The organism is Pseudoalteromonas sp. SG43-3, from assembly GCF_014164385.1.
Classification (GTDB): domain Bacteria; phylum Pseudomonadota; class Gammaproteobacteria; order Enterobacterales; family Alteromonadaceae; genus Pseudoalteromonas; species Pseudoalteromonas distincta.
On the sequence record NZ_JACJFC010000002.1, the window covers coordinates 1 to 20,004 of the forward strand.

Annotated in this window: 15 protein-coding genes and 1 pseudogene; 2 read left to right on the plus strand and 14 right to left on the minus strand. The window is 40.3% G+C overall.

Translation table 11 applies throughout. From position 1 onward, the window contains the following. Positions 1-223 precede the first annotated feature (223 nt). From H5157_RS01850 to H5157_RS01870, 5 genes are all read right to left on the minus strand, one after another. Positions 224-571 (minus strand): hypothetical protein, encoded by a 348-nt coding sequence (locus tag H5157_RS01850; protein WP_024597877.1) that lies wholly within the window; start codon positions 569-571, stop codon positions 224-226. A gap of 85 nt (positions 572-656) precedes the next feature. Next, a complete protein-coding gene (locus H5157_RS01855) occupies positions 657-1,118 on the minus strand; it encodes a hypothetical protein (RefSeq protein WP_182675886.1) in 462 nt (153 codons plus the stop codon). Positions 1,119-1,238: 120 nt separating this feature from the next. Next, positions 1,239-1,469 carry a hypothetical protein gene (locus H5157_RS01860; protein WP_131692412.1) on the minus strand — a complete coding sequence of 77 codons (231 nt, stop codon included), beginning with the start codon at positions 1,467-1,469 and terminating at the stop codon, positions 1,239-1,241. Between the two features lie 402 nt (positions 1,470-1,871). Continuing rightward, positions 1,872-2,198 (minus strand): low molecular weight protein tyrosine phosphatase family protein, encoded by a 327-nt coding sequence (locus tag H5157_RS01865; protein ID WP_259399341.1) that lies wholly within the window; start codon positions 2,196-2,198, stop codon positions 1,872-1,874. Between the two features lie 103 nt (positions 2,199-2,301). Next, entirely contained in the window at positions 2,302-2,688 is a 387-nt protein-coding gene (locus tag H5157_RS01870; protein ID WP_182724006.1) for a hypothetical protein, read from the minus strand. A gap of 238 nt (positions 2,689-2,926) precedes the next feature. Here H5157_RS01870 and H5157_RS01875 point away from each other — a divergent pair. After that, positions 2,927-3,894, plus strand: a pseudogene (locus tag H5157_RS01875) (integron integrase). Between the two features lie 192 nt (positions 3,895-4,086). On the opposite strand, the gene H5157_RS01880 reads toward H5157_RS01875, so the two are convergent. The 5 genes from H5157_RS01880 to H5157_RS01900 all read right to left on the minus strand — a co-directional run bounded on the left by H5157_RS01880 (position 4,087) and on the right by H5157_RS01900 (position 13,770). Then, complete coding sequence (locus H5157_RS01880) at positions 4,087-6,342, minus strand: acyl-CoA dehydrogenase (RefSeq protein ID WP_149603631.1); 2,256 nt, start codon at positions 6,340-6,342, stop codon at positions 4,087-4,089. Positions 6,343-6,994: 652 nt separating this feature from the next. Further along, positions 6,995-8,023: a zinc-binding dehydrogenase gene (locus tag H5157_RS01885; protein WP_182724007.1), complete on the minus strand. Its 1,029-nt coding sequence runs from the start codon at positions 8,021-8,023 to the stop codon at positions 6,995-6,997. A gap of 10 nt (positions 8,024-8,033) precedes the next feature. After that, positions 8,034-9,446, minus strand: coding sequence for a TolC family protein (locus tag H5157_RS01890; protein WP_010553923.1), 1,413 nt, complete (start codon positions 9,444-9,446; stop codon positions 8,034-8,036). Further along, positions 9,439-12,591: an efflux RND transporter permease subunit gene (locus tag H5157_RS01895; protein ID WP_182724008.1), complete on the minus strand. Its 3,153-nt coding sequence runs from the start codon at positions 12,589-12,591 to the stop codon at positions 9,439-9,441. The genes H5157_RS01890 and H5157_RS01895 overlap by 8 nt, the downstream gene beginning before the upstream one ends. Positions 12,592-12,600: 9 nt before the next feature. After that, positions 12,601-13,770 carry an efflux RND transporter periplasmic adaptor subunit gene (locus H5157_RS01900; protein WP_002958689.1) on the minus strand — a complete coding sequence of 390 codons (1,170 nt, stop codon included), beginning with the start codon at positions 13,768-13,770 and terminating at the stop codon, positions 12,601-12,603. A 119-nt stretch (positions 13,771-13,889) separates the two neighbouring features. Between H5157_RS01900 and H5157_RS01905 the strand changes: the two genes are divergently transcribed. After that, a complete protein-coding gene (locus tag H5157_RS01905; RefSeq protein ID WP_002958690.1) occupies positions 13,890-14,828 on the plus strand; it encodes a LysR family transcriptional regulator in 939 nt (312 codons plus the stop codon). A 10-nt stretch (positions 14,829-14,838) separates the two neighbouring features. Here the strand turns inward: H5157_RS01905 and H5157_RS01910 are convergent, their stop codons facing one another. The 4 genes from H5157_RS01910 to H5157_RS01925 all read right to left on the minus strand — a co-directional run bounded on the left by H5157_RS01910 (position 14,839) and on the right by H5157_RS01925 (position 19,974). Next, positions 14,839-15,876: a GGDEF domain-containing protein gene (locus tag H5157_RS01910; protein ID WP_182724009.1), complete on the minus strand. Its 1,038-nt coding sequence runs from the start codon at positions 15,874-15,876 to the stop codon at positions 14,839-14,841. A 147-nt stretch (positions 15,877-16,023) separates the two neighbouring features. Next, complete coding sequence (moaA, locus tag H5157_RS01915; protein ID WP_024595548.1) at positions 16,024-16,995, minus strand: GTP 3',8-cyclase MoaA; 972 nt, start codon at positions 16,993-16,995, stop codon at positions 16,024-16,026. Positions 16,996-17,181: 186 nt separating this feature from the next. Continuing rightward, positions 17,182-19,473 carry a xanthine dehydrogenase family protein molybdopterin-binding subunit gene (locus tag H5157_RS01920; RefSeq protein ID WP_182724010.1) on the minus strand — a complete coding sequence of 764 codons (2,292 nt, stop codon included), beginning with the start codon at positions 19,471-19,473 and terminating at the stop codon, positions 17,182-17,184. Positions 19,474-19,485: 12 nt separating this feature from the next. Next, entirely contained in the window at positions 19,486-19,974 is a 489-nt protein-coding gene (locus tag H5157_RS01925; RefSeq protein ID WP_007582016.1) for a (2Fe-2S)-binding protein, read from the minus strand. Between the last annotated feature and the right edge of the window lie 30 nt (positions 19,975-20,004).

Here is a 20,004-nt window from a genome sequence, read left to right on the forward strand (position 1 = left end):
ACCGACGAAATTACTTGCTTCATCCTATGTATTAACTCGCTCTAATTCGAGCTGAAGTAATTATGGCTTAAAAAGTGAAGCAAGGATCAGTGTGCTTAACTTGACAGTGGGAGTCATACCAACGCTTTGCTAAGGGGCAATTGACTGTTGGCTAAACTTGCGCGAAGCGCCAAGCCAACTGTTAATTGTCCCAGTGAGTTTACGAACGAACTTGAGCAACTTGTTATAAGCCATTAGTTGCCACTCTTTGCCCGCAATGGATACAAACAATTGAACCAGAAAACCAGCGCCAAACAACTTTATCCCAGCTACCACTTGATGCTGGATGAGGCTTTTTAAAACCTTGAACAGTTAAACATTTATCGCAATGTGGGCAACGGTTAAAAAATGCCAAAACAATATGAATTAAAACTGTGCAAAAGAATGCCCCAAACAAATAAACTAAATGACTAGCACTAGCGTTAGGTTCAGAAAACATTTTCCCATAAGCCAGAGATACAAAGAAAACTATTAAAAGTGTCCACGCTGCAAACACGCTTAACACATCAAGTTTTCCAATTATCGATTTCATCACCGAACTTCCTTTGGCTTATAACACCCCACATAACCGGTTTTGGCTGCTCTTGCCAAAATCCGGTTCATGTATTTGTTATATTTCATTGCGCGAATATCAATAAGGGGATATCACCAGCTACTTTGGGTACACTAATTGGCCCTATAACCAACTCTCCAGTGTTCTTATCTACGACAGAAAAGTTAACTTCTGTCCAACTATGTTCGCCTAATTTTATTTGGTATTCAGCTTTCCTATCAAAAGTTGCTTTGATGGGAGCCTCAGCGTGGTTTGCTCCTTCATTGTAACAAATGCTTATTTCCCTCTCCCCCAATTCAACTCTCGTCGGTTTATCAAAAGTAAAACTGTTTTGGAAGGCACCATCGACTCGACATAAATAGACTTTTTCATGTCCTTTCCCCAGGAACTTCCCAGGACTATCTTCACCCCAAAAAACGACACTTGGAACGGTCTCTAGTGGTGGAGAATACAAATTAGCATTTCGGCCAGTAGAAGAGCACCCAAGTAAAAACAACAATGTGAATAAGACTACTAAAAACTTCATGTGACTCTCCCTGAAATATAACGCCCAGCTAAGCCGCCGGAACGGAGTTGATTGTTTTGTGCGAGCGTAGCGGAAAAGCACAAAACGAGCAACGCAGTGGAGGTCGGATTGAGCTGTTTGTTATGTGCGAGGCTCACGCTTGTTCCATACTAGTGATGGACACACCGTTGACGCATATTTTTGTGCTTCTTCAATTGACGAATATGCTCCTCCCTGAAAAGTAGAAGTATTTGAGTATGCGCCAATATGAAGACCATAAAACTCACCAAAACGATCCTCTCTAACGACAGGTTCATCTTCGTGGTCGCCAGAACCAGGCTTGAAATTAGTTTTAATAATATGAGCCTCCATATCTACAGCTTCATCATAGAGCCATTTCCCGCTAACAATTAGTTCTTCTACTATTTTGACCAATACTAACTCCCTAGCACATAACACCCCGCATAACGGGCAAGTTTGCGGGTGCAGCTTTTGAGCAAAGCGAAATGCGCCCGTAAACTTGTCCCAGCGACCAACGGGAGCGAGTTGATGCGTTTGTTATGTTGCCCAATGTTATTGGGGATTTGATTAAACAATTGATGCCTCCTTGCGTTAACTATTTAGGTAAAAATATACTCGTTTGAATCCCAAACAACAACTGAAGCTGACCAGCGGGAATCAAACATTATGCGCTCGCGAACCCGAAAATAACTCATTAAAAATAGTTGGGAGTGACTCTTGAGAGTACGAGCCCTCGGCTTTGTTAGAAATGATTTATGGCAAAAATTGTGGAACATTATTTTCAAAAATTTTAATTAGCTTTGGATCCATATAATCATAGTTGTCTGGTATACCCAAACAAATAACACGCTGCTTATCGAGGATATCTTTATATTTTTTCTTAAGTTTACTTTTCTGTGCTTGCTCCATAACAAATATTATTTCTGCCCATTGCACGTCCTCGGCACCAAGCGGGATTTCCGCATTGTTATTTAGACCTGCAGATCTAACTTCCAAATTAGGCTCCCCAGAAAAAATGGCCTCAGCTGTTGGAGAGCGTAATTTATTTTGACTGCATACAAAGAGAACTTTAGTCATCATACTTCACACCACATAACGCTTACATAAGCGGAAAATTATAGTTGGCTATAATGTTTGAGGAACGAAAAACAGCCAACTGTAATTTTTCCGTTTAATGTTCTTGTTAGAGTTTTTTTGACAGCGCCTTACATTGGCAAAAGCATACAGCAGCTGAATATAAACCTACAAGCATAAAATATAAACCAGATTGTGAACGTAACATATCACTAGATATAAAATCGGGAAATGAATATATGAAAAAGAAAATAGCGATACCCCCAGAAAACACAGCTATAACTTTTCTCAGAAAACCAAAGTGATAAGTTAAGAAATTAAGAGCAACTAGAAAAAACACATAAGTTAGAGTTAAACCGTGAATTTCAGCATGACCAAAAAAAGCTAGCGACCACAGTCCTAATAAAATACCAACGCCACCAATTATGGTTGAACACTTATTAATTCCAGAGTCAGGGCCTATAAAGTTTAATTTATAACGATATTTATTCGCCAATGAAAACTCCAAACTCTAACAATTTAATAGTGCGCTCATCGCGCATATTTCTGCCAACGATACGCTCATGTATTTTATAAATCATTTTTACCAAATAACTTAACACATTGCTATATATAATTTTTATTAGCATTCAAACTCTCAATAAAAGACAAAATGCGCTCGCCGCTCATTTTCTTGAATATGTGTGCATCACAACTATACTGTATATAAAAACAGCACCATTATTGGTAATAGTATGAAAACACGTTCCCCATTTTTAAATTATATAGCCGATTATATGTTGGTACGTCAGTATTCATTACGCACCGTAGATACCTACCTAAGATGGATTGCATCTTATATCCATTTTCATAATAAACGCCATCCCGCCTCAATGGGGGACAATGAAGTCGAACGCTACTTAGAACATTTAGTGTTAAAGCAAAACGTTGCACCACGTACGCAAGCCACCGCACTCAATTCATTGTCATTTTTATACAAGCACATAATAAAAAAGAACTCTCATTAAATTTAAATTTTGCCCGTAGTAAAAAACAAGCAAAGCTCCCTGCAGTGATGACCCCAGAGGAAGTTAAAATGTTGATGGCTCATTTAAATAAGCGCTATTATTTAATTGCAGCCCTTATGTATGGAAGTGGCTTAAGAGTAATGGAAGCGGTGCAATTAAGAGTAAAAGATATTGATTTTGATTATAAATGCATTCAAGTATGGAATGGAAAAGGTAATAAACACCGCATTGTTACGCTGGCCACAGAGCTAATTCCTATGCTGAGAAATCAAATTTTGAACGTTGATGACTATTTAAAACTGGATTTAAATAATACGGAATATTCTGGTGTATGGATGCCATATGCTTTAACAAAAAAATATCCAAGTGCCGCAAAATCGCTTGCGTGGCAATATTTATTTCCTTCTCATATATTAAGTTCAGATCCTCAAAGTGGTGAAATAAGGCGACATCATTTTCATCACTCTTGTATTAGAAAAGAGATTAAAAAAGCCGTCCAAAAATCAGGGTTAACAAAAATAATAACACCTCATACATTGAGACACTCTTTTGCTACTCATCTACTGCAAAGTGGCGCCGATATAAGAACTGTTCAAGCTCAGCTTGGCCATTCTGATGTTAAAACTACACAAATTTATACCCATGTACTACAGCAAGGTGCTAACGGGGTTGTTAGCCCTTTTTCAAGATTATAAGCGTCTCTTTTTAATCCTCTACAGATACATATTCACTTTCAAACCAATACCGTCATCTATTTCTACTTTAAATAACACATAAAAAAGCCCCGCTTGTTTTTACACAAGCGGGGCCCCACACTAATTATTTACTCAAAAATAAAAGCGCCGATACTGCGGGCGCTTTGCATCATTGAATTTAATTACTTTAACTTACTGATTAACTACGCTTTTAAGCGGGTTAATTGGCTGTGCGTTATCGTCTAGTATGTTCATATCAAAATCGAACTCATCTACACGAATCGCCTTTTCACGTTTGATGTTGTAATCAATTAACTGAACGTGCTCAGCTTGGGTGATTACGTTTGCCGCTAGTGCGTTATCAAGCGTAATGTTAAAACGTGCACCTGGTTTAATTACTTTAGCACGTAGTGCTTTTTTAACTTTAGCCAGCTCGCCAAGTGATGCCATTTTAGCTTTGTAAGCTTGCTCATTAATATGATGGCCATCGCCCACTACTGGTTTAACTAAATGCGTGATTTGCGCTTTAAATGCGGTATCTAGCTGAGCTTGCTTAGCTAGTTCGCGGATTAAATCGTCGCTAATTTTTGGCATTTTAGTTGAGTAGTTCATTGTAATGAAACGAATAAACTTACGTGTACCACTTGCAGGGAAGTTATCTAAAAACTTATGCAATGCTTCTTCAGCACTTTGTAGTGCAAAACGAGTCGCGTAATGGAAATACGGCGCTGCTTGCTCACGGTCACTACTTGATACTTTTTGCTCGTAGTATTTAATTGATGCCATAGCTGCATATAAGAAGCTCATTACATCACCTAAACGTGCCGATAGCATTTCTGCTTGTTTTAACTTACCACCAAGTACAAGTAACGAAAAGTCTGCGTACACTGCAAGTTTTGCAGATAATTTATGTACTGCTTTTTCGTAGTCACGTACTTCTGGTAATTCAGAATTAGCACTTGCTGTAAATGGTAAAACACCAAGGCGGAAAGCACGTAAGCTGTTTGCTGTGCTGTAGCCAATTGTTTTACGTAAAATGCCGTTAAATTCTTTATCTGCGCCTTTGTCTTCACTGTGAATTGACTCAACCATAGATTGTAAATATGGGTGACAACGCATAACACCTTGACCAAAGATCATTAGGTTACGTGTAAGAATGTTCGCGCCTTCTACCGTAATGGCAATCGGCTGAGCAACATAACCACTTGCTAATGTATTTTGTGGACCGTTTTGAATCGCTTTACCCGCTTGAATATCCATTGCTGAATCAAGTACGTCGCGACCAAGCTCTGTCATATGGTATTTAGCGATTGCTGTAACAACTGATGGTTTTAAGCCCATGCCTAAGCCTTCAGTTGTAAGTACGCGCATTGCTTCTTGTAGGTATGTTTTACCTGCAATGTCAGCTAGTTTTTCTTGAATACCTTCAAACTGGCCAATGGCTAAACCAAACTGTTCACGCACTGCTGCATATTCAGATGCTGATTTAAATGCAACTTGTGCTGTACTAACACCTAGCGCAGGTAATGAAATACCACGGCCAGCACCTAAACAGCTAACCAGCATTTGCCAACCACGGCCGATGTTTTTCTGTCCACCAATAACAAAATCCATTGGTACAAATACTTTGTTACCACGTGTAGTACCGTTGTAAAAACGAATACCCATTGGGTCGTGGCGATTACCAAGCTCTACACCTGGGTGCTCTTTAGGAATAAGTGCACAGGTAATGCCTAGGTTTTCTTTACCACCTAGCAGACCATCAGGGTCAACTACTTTAAATGCTAAACCAAGTACGGTAGCAATAGGTGCAAGTGTAATGTAGCGCTTGTCCCAAGTAATTTCTAAACCAAGGACTTCTTCGCCGTTGTACATACCTTTAGTTACTTTACCAACATCAGGAATACCACCTGCATCAGAACCCGCTTCTGGGCTTGTTAATGCAAAACATGGAATATCTGTACCATTTGCTAGGCGTGGTAAATAATGCGCTTGTTGTTCTTGCGTACCAAAGTGAAGTAATAACTCACCCGGGCCTAACGAGTTAGGAACCATTACGGTTACCGCAACTGCTGAGCTTTTAGTCGCAATTGTGCCAACAATGGTAGAGTTTGCATAAGGGCTAAACTCTAAACCACCAAACGACTTAGGAATGATAAGCGAGAAAAAACGCTCTTTTTTCAAAAATTCTAAGATGTCATTTGGTAAATGAATGCCGTTTTGAATCACTGAATCGTCAATCATGCCCAATAACTCTTTTACTGGACCGTCTAAGAATGCTTGCTCGTCTGCACTTAATGTAGCAGCAGGTACGTCGCGAAGTGCACTGAAATCAGGTTTACCTTGGTAGATAGAACCTTCAAGCCATACATCACCCGCGTCTAGCGCTTCTTGTTCTGTGATAGAAATACTTGGTAATACTTTTTTTAGTTTTGTACGTAAACTCATGATTGAACTCATCCGACCAGCTAAATAATACCTACATTACGTCATAAAAAATCGTTTAGATCAATTACTCTATTCAATTAATTAACAGTTTTTTCAATTTATTTTCTTTACCTGAACGTAAACTGTTGAAACACAAAGGCTTACAGCTGTACGCTGAAAAAAAGTATTTTAACTAAAATGATGAATAAAACAGCAAAAGCTCTAGGGTCTGTTGATCTTTGCGGATTAAAATTTGTTCAAACTAGGGGCTATTTAATCGCGGCGCGAGGTTTGTAACCTAGTGGGCTAAGTAAAAACCGAGCAAAGCTTCCGCGTCCTGCTCACGCCCCTTACCTACATCCATGTAGGCAACAAAGAGTAAATAGCCCCTAGGAAGAACCCTTTGGGCAGCGCCTGTTTGGCATTAATGCTACGTTATCGCCCATTTATGGGGAATAACCACACTACATAGGCTCTGCCTTGCCTAAATACCAAACAGACTGCTGCAAATTCAACCTTGAAAGATCAACAGACCCTAGCGCTGTATCTATTTTTTGATGGGCATAAAAAAACGCAGCACAAATAGGCTACGTTTTTATTCAATTTATAGAGGCTACATTATCAGTTAATCTAACTAAAACTACTTAAATTTAAATCAAATTGTATAAGCGCTTCACTTAGCAACTTTAACAACTTGCTTGCCGGTAAAACCACCAGCAAGTTGTTGATTAAGCGCTTGCGATACTGACTCAGCACTAAAGTCTACGGGCGTTATTTCTGGGTGTTTAATGTCGCCACTAACAGCTCCTTCAAGTAACAGGTTGCCCATAAAGCTCAAGCGTTGTTGTGCACATAAACTATTAGCAAGCCATGCACCACCAATCGATACAACGCTAATATTCGGCGCTCGGTGATACATTAAGTCTTGATCAAAATAAGGTAGCGGATTTAAGCAGGCAATACGTCCGCAAAAACGCATTAACTCAATATTACGCTGAGTACACTCTCCACCTATCGTATCAATAACCGCATCAAAGCCTTGCGGGCCAAGTTCTCTGCGGATTTTTTCGCATAGCTTTTTATCGCTATAGTCAAAAACCACATCAGCGCCTAGCTGCTTAACCAATTTATGGTTACGCTTTGATGCGGTGGTAAATACATCTGCACCACGCTGTTTTGCATATTGAATAGCAAACTGCCCTACCGCTCCGGCTCCGCCTTCAATAAAAATAGTATCGCCTTCACTAATGCCTATTTTATCTAAGCTGATAAGTGCTGCCATACCGGCGCATGGAAGTGTTGCTGCTATGGCCGGATTTAAACCGCTTGGCACAACCGACACTGCAAAGTTAGGTACTTTGGTGTATTCGCTCAAAGCACCTTGCTCACCAATGTTGGCATGCCACATAACCCGCTGGCCAACATTTGGAAACACACCTTTATTAGCTTTAACCACAACACCTACAGCATCTAAGCCTAAAATGTGTGGATACTGCCACTTACAAAAGCCTGTTTTAGCAAATTGACCATCAACTGGATTTAAACCAACGTACTCTACTTTTACAAGCAGCTCGTTATCTGCACAGTCTGGAACAGGCAGCTCAGCATCTGCTAAGTCAATTGCTTCATTTGGTTCTGGCAGTACAATAGCGCGCATCGTTTGCGGGATAATGTATTCATGTAAATTTTCAGTATTTGGCATCAATATAACTCTACTTATTAGTGTCGTTTAACGCATAACTCCATTGGCCATTAAATGACTGGTAAGCATTTACTTTGGCAAGCAGTGAAGAAATTGTTGTTTCAACAGCATTTTCTTGTGCTATTAAAACATCCTGACGCGCATCTAACAACTCAAGGTAAGGAATTTGGCCTTCTTCATACATTGCTTGGGCTTGTAAAAATGCTTTATTAGCAAAGTCATAGCGCTCATCTGCAAAGCGTTTTTGCTGTGCCTGATTGACCAACAATTGCAGTGAAAGTTCACTTTCACTTAGTGCAGTTAATACCACTTGTTGATAATCGCTGTATGCGGCTTCACTTAAAAACTGCTGCGCGTCGCGCTGTGCTAATAATGCTGGGTAACTTAATAACGACCATTGTAACTGCGGCGCTACTTGCCACTGCTGATCGGTATTTTTTAAGCCTGTGCTGTCTATACTCACAACCCCTGCAAATGCAGATAAGCTAATATCTGGTAATAACGCTTTGCTAGCTGCAACACTTAAACTATTTGCTTGGCTAAAGTCAAACAGTGCACGGCTAATATCAGGACGTAAGGCAATGGCATTATTAGCGTTTTTTAATGCTACGCTAAAGTCACGTTCAAGCACGCCTTGCTCGTTTTCAATAGCAATATTTTGCGCTAACTTACCGCTTAGTACTGCAAGAGCAGATAAATCGCTGTATTTTGCATACTCAATGGCAGGCATGAGTGCTTGTTGCTGCCTAAGCTGCGCCATAGTACGGTTTAAATCAAGCTCGTTTGCAACACCTTCGTCAACACGGGCTTGAAGAACGTCAATACTTTGCTCAAGCGCTTCAATTTGAAGTGTAACAATGTGTTGTTTTTCAACATTACCTTGATAACTTACAAAGCCTTTAACAACTGACGATACTACTTCAATTTGCAGTAAACGTACTTGCTCTGCTTGGCTCATGGCCGATGCATTTGCAGCATCAACCAACGCCGTTATGCGACCAAATAAATCTAGTTGCCAATCAAGTGCAACGTTTGCACTTGATTGACGGTCAAACACGCTTGGTGCATCGCTTCGAGCTGCACCAACATTTACGCCACCTTGTGGTAGGTATTGAGCTTTTTGCTCTCCTAATCGCGCTAATGCACTTTTAAGTGTTAACTGGCTTGTTTGCAAATTATAGTTATTTGCAAGCGCACCAGTAACAAGCTCATTTAGTTGATCAGAATTAAGCTTTTTCCACCAGTTTGTTTCATCAGCAACGCTAACGTTACTAGCAATATTAGCTTTAGCAACAAATTCGTTAACGGCTTTTTGCTCACTCATGGTGTCTATTTTACTCGCACACCCGGCTAAAAACGCAGCGACTAATACCGCACTGACAGTTAGACTTGTTTTAAGCCTTTTTTGCATTAATTTAGTCATGAGTATTCTCCTGCGCTTTCTCTTTTTTGTTAGTCACTAACATATAAAATACCGGCGTAAACAATAGACCAAACACGGTTACACCTATCATGCCTGAGAATACGGCGTTACCCATTGCGTGTCGCATTTCGGCGCCCGCACCGGTGGCAAGTACTAACGGTACAACACCTGCTGTAAATGCAATCGACGTCATTAATATTGGGCGCAAGCGCATACGACATGCCTCAAGTATTGCCTCTAAGTGCGATAAGCCTGAGTCGTGTCTATCTTTTGCAAACTCAACCATCAATATTGCATTTTTAGAAGCCAACGCGACCAGCACTATTAACGCTATTTGGGTAAATATGTTGTTGTCAGAGCCAACAAACCACACACCTAACAAGGCTGAGAAAATAGTCATTGGTACAATTAATATAATTGCCAGTGGTAGACGTAAGCTCTCGTACTGCGCTGCAAGTACCATAAATACTAGTAATACAACTAACGGGAATACATAAACCATGGTGTTACCGGCAAGTACTTGTTGGAACGTTACTTCAGTCCACTCATATTCAATACCTGTTGGTAGTGTGTCTGCGAGTACTTTTTCAATAGCAACTTGTGCTTGATCAGAGCTATAACCTGGCGCTGGGCTACCATTTAGTTCTGCACTTGGGTATCCGTTGTAATGCATAACACGGTCAGGACCAATTGTTGGTGTTACTGTTAATACAGAGCCTAGTGGCACCATATTACCTGAGCGGTTACGTACTTTTAAATTAAGTATTTGATCAGGGTCTAAGCGGTAGTCAGCATCAGCCTGTGCATTTACTTGGTATGTACGACCAAACATATTAAAGTCATTTACGTACACAGAGCCTAAGTAAATTTGCAGTGCATTAAATACTTCATCAAGTGGAATACCTTGAATAAGCGCTTGCTCTCGGTCAATATCAATATCCATTTGTGGAACTTGGATACGGAAACTTGAGTACAGGCCCATTAATGCAGGATCTTGTTGCGCTTTACCAATAACGGCTTGCAGGCTATTAAATAGTGCTTCAAATCCTTTATTAGCTCTGTCTTCTATTTGCAGTTTAAAACCACCTGTAGTGCCCAAACCTTGAATTGGCGGCGGTGGAAATACCGCTACAAATGCCTCATCAATGGCAGCAAAACGTTTATTCAACTGCGCCGCTATCGCCATCGCTGATTGGCTCGGATCGGTACGTTTGTCAAAGCTTTCAAGTGGTGTAAATACAATGCCGCTGTTAGGGCTATTTGTAAAACCGTTCACTGATAAGCCAGGAAAAGCAACAGTATGTGCAACGCCTGGGACTTCTAATGCAATTTGCTGCATTTGAGCAAGTACGTCTTCAGTACGATCAAGGCTTGATGCGTCAGGTAACTGCGCAATAGCCACTAAATACTGTTTGTCTTGCTGTGGAATAAAGCCACCTGGTACGGTATCAAATAACTTAATTGTGCCGCCAACAAGTGCAATATAAGCCACCATTACAACAACGGTCATACGGATTAGTTTTTGTACCAGTTTTTCGTACCCTTTAGCACCACGATTAAATACGCGGTTAAATGGTTTAAACAACCAACGTCCAAACAATTTATTAAGTAAACGCGTGAACGCATCTGGTTTTGCATCGTGTGATTTTAATAACAATGCAGCAAGCGCAGGCGATAACGTTAATGAATTAAACGCTGAGATAATCGTCGAAATTGTAATTGTAAGTGCAAATTGCTTATAAAATTGACCTGATAAACCGGTAATAAACGCAGTAGGAATAAATACAGCACTTAGTACTAGCGCAATGGCAATAATAGGGCCTGTTACTTCGCTCATTGCAACGCGGGTTGCTTCAAGTGGCGATAAGCCTTTTTCGATATTACGCTCTACGTTTTCAACAACTACAATCGCATCATCTACAACAATACCTATGGCCAAAACTAAACCAAACAACGACAAGGTATTAATTGAGACACCTAACCACTGCATTACGGCAAATGTACCAATAAGTGAAATAGGCACAGCAATTAGCGGAATAATAGATGCTCGCCACGTTTGTAAAAATACAATAACAACAATAACTACCAGTACAATTGCTTCAAGCAACGTGGCAATTACCGCGTCAATTGAGCCGCGAACGAATACCGTAGGGTCGTACACAATGTCGTATTCAACACCAGTAGGGAAATCTTTTGATAAGCGCGCCATTGTTTCGCGTACTTGATCAGAAAGCTCAATAGCGTTTGAACCTGGGCGTTGAAATATTGGCATTGCAAGAGCTGGTTGGTTGTCAAGCTCTGCACGCAGTGCGTAAGTGTCTTGACCTAAATCAACACGGGCTATATCAGATAAGCGCGTTAACTGACCTTCGTCGCCTACTTTAATAATAACTTGTTCAAATTCTTCAATACTGTTTAAACGACCTTTAACGTTTAACAGTATTTGAAATTGACTGTCGTTTGAAATTGGTTGCGCACCTAAGCTACCTGCAGCAACTTGCTGGTTTTGCGAGCGAAGTGCTGTTACTACATCTGTTGCTGTTAATTCGCGTGCAGCAAGTGCATCTGGGTTTAGCCATACTCGCATTGAGTATTTGCCAGCACCAAACATGCGAATATCACCTACGCCTGGTAAGCGCGCAATTTCATCTTTAATGTTTAAATCAGCATAGTTAGATAAGTAAGCTGTGTCGTGCGTTTTTTCAGGTGAGTATAAATGCACTACCATGGTTAAATCGGGTGATGACTTTTCAGCCACAACACCTAAACGTTGTACTTCTTCTGGCAAACGCGGAAGTGCACTGTTTACACGGTTTTGTACTTGTACTTGAGCACGGTCTAAATCGGTACCTAACGCAAATGTTACCGTTAGAGTCATACGGCCATCGCTAGTACCTTGCGAAAACATATACAACATGTTTTCAGTACCGTTAATTTCTTGCTCCAGCGGTGTTGCCACTGTTTGCGCAATAACGGTAGGGTTAGCACCTGGGTAGTTGGCGGTAACAACAACTGTTGGAGGAACTACTTCTGGGTATTCACTTACTGGTAATTGGAATAGTGATATGCCACCAGCAATTAAAATAACCAACGACAGCATAGCCGCAAATATTGGGCGCTGTATAAAGAAATGCGAAAATTTCATCAATAAACCTTATTGCTTAGCCACAAGTTGTGCGTTGTCGTTTGACAATGTAAATGCCACACCGCTTGTATCAATTGTTACTGTTTGCGGAGAGATTGGCATACCAGGACCTACGCGAGCAGGACCATTTACAGCAATTACATCACCTTCGTTAAGGCCTGAAGTAACCGCACGTAATGCACCGTAACGTTCACCAATAGTAATTAGTTTGTATTCAAGTACGTTGTTTTCGCCAACGGTTAGTACAAAGCGATTTTTTAAGTCAGTACCAATTGCACGTTCTGGGATAATAATAGCGTCACTAATAGAATTGGCTGCAAGCTTGATACGTGCAAACGAGCCTGCGCGTAATTGGTTGTTGTCTTCATTAAATACCGCACGTACACGTAATGTGCCCGTTGATGAATTAATTTGGTTATCAATAAAGTTAATGTAGCCTTTGTATGCAAAATCACTTTGACCGACTTTTTGCATTACAACAGTTTGGTGGCTCGCAGCAGTAACATCATTAAAAGAGCTATTCCATGTGCGCTCATCAACATCAAAGTAAGCGTACATAGCTTGGTTTGAAACAATTGACGTTAATACGCTTTGACCCGCAAGTACGTTATTACCTTTAGTAATATTTGCACGAGAAATAATGCCATCAATTGGTGATACTACTGACGTAAACTCTAAATCAAGTTCTGCTGAAGTAAGTTGTGCTTGCAGTGCAGAAAGCTGTGCTTCGCGTTGGCGCAGTGTTGAAGTGCGCGCTTGTGCTTGCTCTGTAGAGATTGCCTTACGGTCTAATAAGCGTACCGCACGTTTGTCTTCACTTTTAGCTTGTTCTAAGGCGGCTTCTGCACTTTTAATTTGCGCTTTTAAGCTTGCAACAACCGCTGCAAATGGGCGAGCATCTAATTGAAATAAAACATCGCCTTGCTTAACCACGTCGCCTTCTTTAAATTCAATGCTATCGATGATTCCTGATACACGCGGCATTAAAGCAACTTCTTGTGGAGACTCTAAACGAGTTGTATATGTGTGCCAGCTCTGTACCGGCTTAACAAGCACCTGTGCTACATCAATTGGTTGAAGTTGCTGTGCAGGTGCTGATTGAGCTGTGCTCTCATCAGCACAACCCGCAAGTGTTAAAGATGCCGCAGTAAGTGCAGCAGCAATTAGATGTTTGTTCATGAAGACGCTCCATTGTTAATTAGCCTCGCATAATACGGATTAAACCCGTGTGTAAAAACCATAGATTTTTAAATTCATTAATGCCAAAATGGCATCAATAGATTGGTTAAGGTGTAATAATGGATACAACAAGTCGACTTTTAATGTTACTTGAAGTAGTTGAGCAAGGCTCTTTTGCTAAAGCTGCAGAAATACGCAACATAGATCGCTCTGTTATATCCAAGCAAATTAGTCGTTTAGAAGATGAGTTAGGCGTTAGGTTACTTAACCGAACTACCCGTTCATTTTCGCTCACAGCGGCAGGCGCCGAAATGATCAAAAAAGCCGCTGAGCTTAGAGAGCTGCTCGGCGAAACCGTGCGCATGGCTGAAAACTACCATTTAGAGCCGCGCGGCGTTTTAAAAATCACTTCATCAACACTTATTGGTCGTCGTTATTTACAACCTGTACTTAATGATTTTCAAAAACGCTTTCCGCAAGTAGAAGTTGAACTGCGTTTAGACGACAGATTAGTAGATATAGTCTCTGAAGGATTTGATTTGGCTTTTCGTGTAGGAGAGCCTAAAGACTCGTCACTTATTGCACGTAAAATAGCGCGAAATCGATTATTAATTTTAGCTGCGCCACAGTTTATTGAAACTTATGGTATGCCAAAAACAATGGAAGAGTTAGCGAAATTACCAGCAGCAAGCTATGCCAGTAATTCTATTCGAGTAGAAGCTATAGATTACTACGATAGTAAAGGTGAGCGCTGCGAGCAAAAAATAAAAAGTGTGTTTAGGGCAAATGATGCAGAATCATTGTTAATGAAAACATTGTCGGGCACAACTTACTTTGTCGCACCTGCATTTATTATTGGTGATGAAATAATACAAGGTAAGTTAGTGCCTTTATTGACCGATGTAAAACTGATGGAGTTTAGCGCGATGTATGCCGTATATCCGCATCGAGATTTACCAGTAAGAACCCGATTATTTTTTGATGCTGTACGCGAGCATTTAGGAAAAGATAAACCGATTTGGGAAAACGGGATCCCTAACTTTGAACAAATGTACTAAGTAGCACGACTTACGCAACGACTGCCTGGTAATCATTTTCTTTTTTAAACTTACAATACACTTTATTGCGACCAAATTGCTTTGCTTTGTATAACTGTTTATCAGCTTGATTTACAAAGCTTTCCAATGAATTGGTACTTTTAAATTTTGCGACACCAATACTGGTTGTAACATTGATTGCAAGGCCGTCAATGTCAAATGTGGTATTTTCAAAACGTGCTCTTATTTGTTCAGCGGTATTAAGTGCAGTCTCTTCATTTACAAAAGAGCTAAATAAAGCAAACTCTTCACCGCCTACTCTAAATACATACCCTCTACCAAGCACAACCCTTAGTAAAGTGGCCACTTCGATAAGTACTTGGTCACCGACACCATGGCCATGCTCATCATTTATCTGCTTAAAAAAGTCTAAATCGAGTAAAAACAAATATAACTGTGACTTATCTTGTAGTTCAACTTCAAAGTAGTGGTTCATTGAAAGGCGATTGCCTGCACCCGTTAGTGGGTCAAGTAACGCTAAATTTTTAAGTCGCCTTGAAAAATGTGAGCGGCTCCCTTCAAAAACATGAGAAATCGCCCAAATACTTAAATAAGCACAGAGTAGATTAAGAGATAAGTTAAAAGTTTCAAAGGGGGCAAGTGTAGACTTACTCCCTAAAATAAACACTTGGATAACTAATAAATTTGCAGAGAAAATTACACCATATTGTTTACCTAGTAACAGGTAGTACAAAATAGGTAATGCAAACGACCATACAAACACACCATTACTAGGCGTTGCTAAGGATGTACCTATAATAATAATTAACGTTACCAGTGCACACATTATTAAGGATTGCCAAAACTGTAGTGGACGGCGTTTAAGTGAAATATAAGTAAATATACAATAAATAGAAAAACAGATTTCGATATAGCCTAGCAATGGAAAGTTATTTACAGTTAAATTAAATCCCGCAAATCCAACCGATAAAACACCAAAACAAAGGCACATTCCTCTTAGAACGTCCTTTCTTAATGATTTAGTGCTATTAAGGGCTGCGATATCCATTCTAATCACTTAATAAAAATAAAAAGTAAGTTTAACGTGAAAATACAATTTAACAAGCTTTGTTGCTCTAAAACCATGTAAACACACCCTTTTATTGGTGATTTAGGGACACGTTTGATGTTTTTGTTTACAAATTAGCTCTAACAATTAACCACCTAACATAGATAAATTAGTGGTGATGCCCGTATTACCTTGATGCAAAAGATGAGTTGGCTTCTTAGTTTTAATATAACGAGATAACAATGCCATTAATTCACTGTTTGAACTGTCGTTCATATATTCTCTTAGCGAAATACCCTCTTCAGAAAACAAACACAAGTGCAGATTTCCTTTTGCTGTAACCCTTAGTCGATTACAGGTACTACAAAAATCATTGCTGTAAGGCATTATTAAACCAATTCTGCCTTGATAATCAGGGTGGGCAAACTCTTGAGCAGGACCTGCTGATGCACTACGCGCAACTTGCTGCCAACCCGTTTGTAATAGCTGAGTTTTTAAAACTTGCCCAGAAACATGGTTAGCATCAAAAAAGGCTTTGTTGTCGTTTGTTTGCATCAATTCTATAAAGCGGATGGTAACGGGGCGGTGTTTAACCCAATTTAAAAATGTATCAAACTCTTTTGCGTTGTATTGCTTCATCAGCACGCTGTTTATTTTTACCGAATCAATACCCGTTTCAAGCGCAGTATCAATACCTTTCATTACTGAGGTAAATTTGTCATGCCCAGTAATGGTGTTAAACATGCGCGAATCTAAACTATCAATGCTTACATTAATGGCGTTTAAGCCTACATCTACCCAGTCATGAATATTCTTATGAAGAGAAAAACCATTGGTGGTCATTGCAATTTTTTTTATGCCCGCAACATCTTTTGCCGCGCGAACAACATCTATAAAGTCTTTTCTAAGGGTTGGCTCTCCGCCAGTGATCCTTACTTTTTCAATACCATGGTGTGCAAACGCTTTAAGCGTATTGCTAATTTCATCAATTGTGAGGAAGCCACGGTCGTGACCGCCCTGATAACCATCTGGTAAACAATAAACACACTTAAAATTACATACATCCGTAATAGACAAACGTAAGTAACTAAACTCTCGCCCTGTTGGGTCGATTAGCATAAATAAACCTTAACTAATATCAACACGTAATAACAACCTAATACCAATTTGCACTAATACTTAATCATTTAATTAAGCGAATTAGTATAAACAACGCTACTTATTGATACATAAATAATAATTACATAAATATATTTAATAACTAAAAGGGGCAGCTTAAAGCACACCCCTTTAGTTATTTTTGTTTTACGCTTCTAAGCCTTTTTTAAGTTCGCTTGGCTTCATTGGTAGGTCACGTAAACGCACGCCTACTGCATTAAATACAGCATTACCAATCGCAGGAGCGACCCCTATCACCCCAGGCTCACCTAAACCAACTGGAAACTCATCGCTTTGTAAAAACTCGATGTCCATATCTGGCACATCTTGCATTCTTAGCGGTAAATAAGTATTAAAGTTAGTCGCAGATATTTGCCCATCTTTATACGTATTTGATTCATGCAATGCAAGGCTGCTGCCCCATAGTAACGACCCTTCAATTTGCGCCAGTGCGCCATCTGGGTGAACTATTAAGCCCGCATCTACAACAACATAAAGCTTTTTAAGCGTTATTTTACCACTATCACGGTTAACGTGAACATGCGCTGCGGTTGCAAGCCATGCTGGCATGGTACGTTCTTGCCCTGAGCTTACAGAAAAACCAATGCCTTCGTCTTTCGCTAATTTTACAGAAGCTACTTTGTCAGACACCGTTTTAAGCACATTACGTAAGCGCAGTGCTCCGCCAACGCTCTCAGGTGCTTTACCTGCTTGCTTGCCTTTACCATCTAACATTTCAATTCTAAATTGAACAGGATCTTTGCCTTGCTTATGGGCAATTTCATCGATAAACGACTCAAGACTCCATGCAATCCAACCTGGCCCTACTGAACGTAACCAACCTGGATTAAAGGTGCTTTGTGCAACTTCGTTATTAATAGCGCGTGCACGATGACTGCTCATGCTGTACCAATGATCAGCGCCTGATGCCGAAAATGCATCAAATTTACCTTTGCCATCAACACCCGGTGATAAAAACCCTGGTGCCATAGCTTTAGTAGGCCAACCAGCAGCAAATGCATGTTCCATTCCTGTGAATGTACCATTTTTATCAAACGACGCCGTCATTTTTGCAGCAGATGCAGAACGAGACTGATCGAATAAACTATCATCTGCCCGTGTAAATACCAGTTTTACTGGTTTACCTACTGCTTTTGCAGTTAGAGCCGCAGGCACAGTCCAATCACCAAATAATCGACGACCAAAACCACCACCTAAATAATAAGGACGAATAATTACTTTGTTTTGTTCTATATCGAGTGCTTTAGCAAGCGCTGGTAACGTAAGTGACTGCCACTGGTTACCGGTATGAATAATCCAATTTCCGTCTTTAAACTCTGCAACCGCATTTAATGGCTCTAGCTGATAATGACTCGCTGTCGCTGTGGTATACATTGATTCTAACGACTCACTAGCGTCTGCTTGGGTTTTCTTTATATCGCCTTCATCAACAAACAAAGTACCCGAGTCGCGTTGCTCGCATAATCGCTTACCTTCTTTTTGAATATCAGCTTCAGATATATTTGCCGACTCACCCTTTTTGTAACTCACGTTTAAAGCATCTACTGCTTTAATGGCACTTGGGTAACTATCAGCTAATACAACAACCCAGCCTTGCACTGTGTTACTAGGGTCATTTAAAATTTCATAGCCTTTGTAACCTTTAATTGCTTTTGCTGCACTATCGTCAACATTTGTTACTGTACTGCCATAACGAGTTGGTGGAATAACTGGGCGCGCGTACAGCATGCCTTCAACTTCTACATCTATCCCATATACTGCTGTACCATTTGTTTTGGCTGGTATATCAAGCGCTTTAAAGTCTTGTTTAAGCCCTGTTAAATGACGTTTATTAGCAGGTTTTAGTGGAAGGTTTGCAACTTCATCACTGGTAAATGTACGATTAAACTCGCCTTTTTTAACTATGTCTGCGTAACTAACCGATTTTTCGCCTGAAATAATATAGCCCTTTTCAGCACGACATTTACTTGCAGGCACGCCGAGCATTTTCGCTCCTGCTTCTATTAATGCAATTCGACCCGCAGCGCCGGCTTGAGATAATGGCTTAAAGCTTTGAAATACAGACCATGAACCACCCGTTACCATAAAGCCCCATTTTTCATGAGTATCTACGTAGGTAATTGATACTTTATCCCAATCACATTCAAGTTCATCAGCCACAATCCGCGCAAGAGCAGTACCGATATGTTGACCCATTTCAGCTTTTGCAATACTTACTTCTACAGCGCCGTCGGTGCTCATAGTCCACCAAATGGTGGGTGAAAAAGCTTGTTGCGCAATTGATTCTTTTGCACTGAGCGAACCCGAAAATAACGCAGGGGCAAACGCCATGACTAAACCTGCGCTAGCAGTGCCAATCATAAACGAGCGACGATTTAAATTAACGGTTTCGCTATTTTTTTGAAATAATTTTTTCATTATCGGCTCCAGTTAAGCGTCTTGTGCATTTGGATCAAATATATTTACTACACTTTGTGACTCATCTGCAGCGCGTTGAATAGCAGTTTTAATACGTTTATAAGCCATACAGCGACAGTAGTTACCATTCATATGGCTTACTATCTCTTCATCTGAAGGACTTGGGTTAGCTGCCAGTAATGTAGCCGCTTGCATTATTTGCCCAGACTGACAATAACCGCACTGTGGTACTTGCTCTTCAACCCATGCTTTTTGAAGTGGGTGTTCGTTATTAAGTCCTTCAATTGTGGTAATGTTTTTTCCTGCAATTGCGCCAATTGGTAAAACACATGAGCGAGTTGCTTGCCCATCTAAATGCACCGTACACGCACCACACATTGCAATACCGCAACCAAACTTCGTACCTTTTAATCCAATTTCATCGCGAATAACCCATAACAATGGTGTATCTTCACTTGCGTGTGATTCAACCACCTTGCCATTAATTGTAAACGTCACCATAGCTTGCCCCTTGATTAAGCTTTATAGCCC

Bases quoted from the DNA above. Each gene is read 5' to 3' on its own strand.
- H5157_RS01850 (WP_024597877.1), bottom strand. From the start codon at position 571: ATGAAATCGATAATTGGAAAACTTGATGTGTTAAGCGTGTTTGCAGCG.
- H5157_RS01855 (WP_182675886.1), bottom strand. From the start codon at position 1,118: ATGAAGTTTTTAGTAGTCTTATTCACATTGTTGTTTTTACTTGGGTGC.
- H5157_RS01860 (WP_131692412.1), bottom strand. From the start codon at position 1,469: ATGGAGGCTCATATTATTAAAACTAATTTCAAGCCTGGTTCTGGCGAC.
- H5157_RS01865 (WP_259399341.1), bottom strand. From the start codon at position 2,198: ATGATGACTAAAGTTCTCTTTGTATGCAGTCAAAATAAATTACGCTCT.
- H5157_RS01880 (WP_149603631.1), bottom strand. From the start codon at position 6,342: ATGAGTTTACGTACAAAACTAAAAAAAGTATTACCAAGTATTTCTATC.
- H5157_RS01885 (WP_182724007.1), bottom strand. From the start codon at position 8,023: ATGCCAAATACTGAAAATTTACATGAATACATTATCCCGCAAACGATG.
- H5157_RS01890 (WP_010553923.1), bottom strand. From the start codon at position 9,446: ATGACTAAATTAATGCAAAAAAGGCTTAAAACAAGTCTAACTGTCAGT.
- H5157_RS01895 (WP_182724008.1), bottom strand. From the start codon at position 12,591: ATGAAATTTTCGCATTTCTTTATACAGCGCCCAATATTTGCGGCTATG.
- H5157_RS01900 (WP_002958689.1), bottom strand. From the start codon at position 13,770: ATGAACAAACATCTAATTGCTGCTGCACTTACTGCGGCATCTTTAACA.
- H5157_RS01905 (WP_002958690.1), top strand. From the start codon at position 13,890: ATGGATACAACAAGTCGACTTTTAATGTTACTTGAAGTAGTTGAGCAA.
- H5157_RS01910 (WP_182724009.1), bottom strand. From the start codon at position 15,876: ATGGATATCGCAGCCCTTAATAGCACTAAATCATTAAGAAAGGACGTT.
- moaA (WP_024595548.1), bottom strand. From the start codon at position 16,995: ATGCTAATCGACCCAACAGGGCGAGAGTTTAGTTACTTACGTTTGTCT.
- H5157_RS01920 (WP_182724010.1), bottom strand. From the start codon at position 19,473: ATGAAAAAATTATTTCAAAAAAATAGCGAAACCGTTAATTTAAATCGT.
- H5157_RS01925 (WP_007582016.1), bottom strand. From the start codon at position 19,974: ATGGTGACGTTTACAATTAATGGCAAGGTGGTTGAATCACACGCAAGT.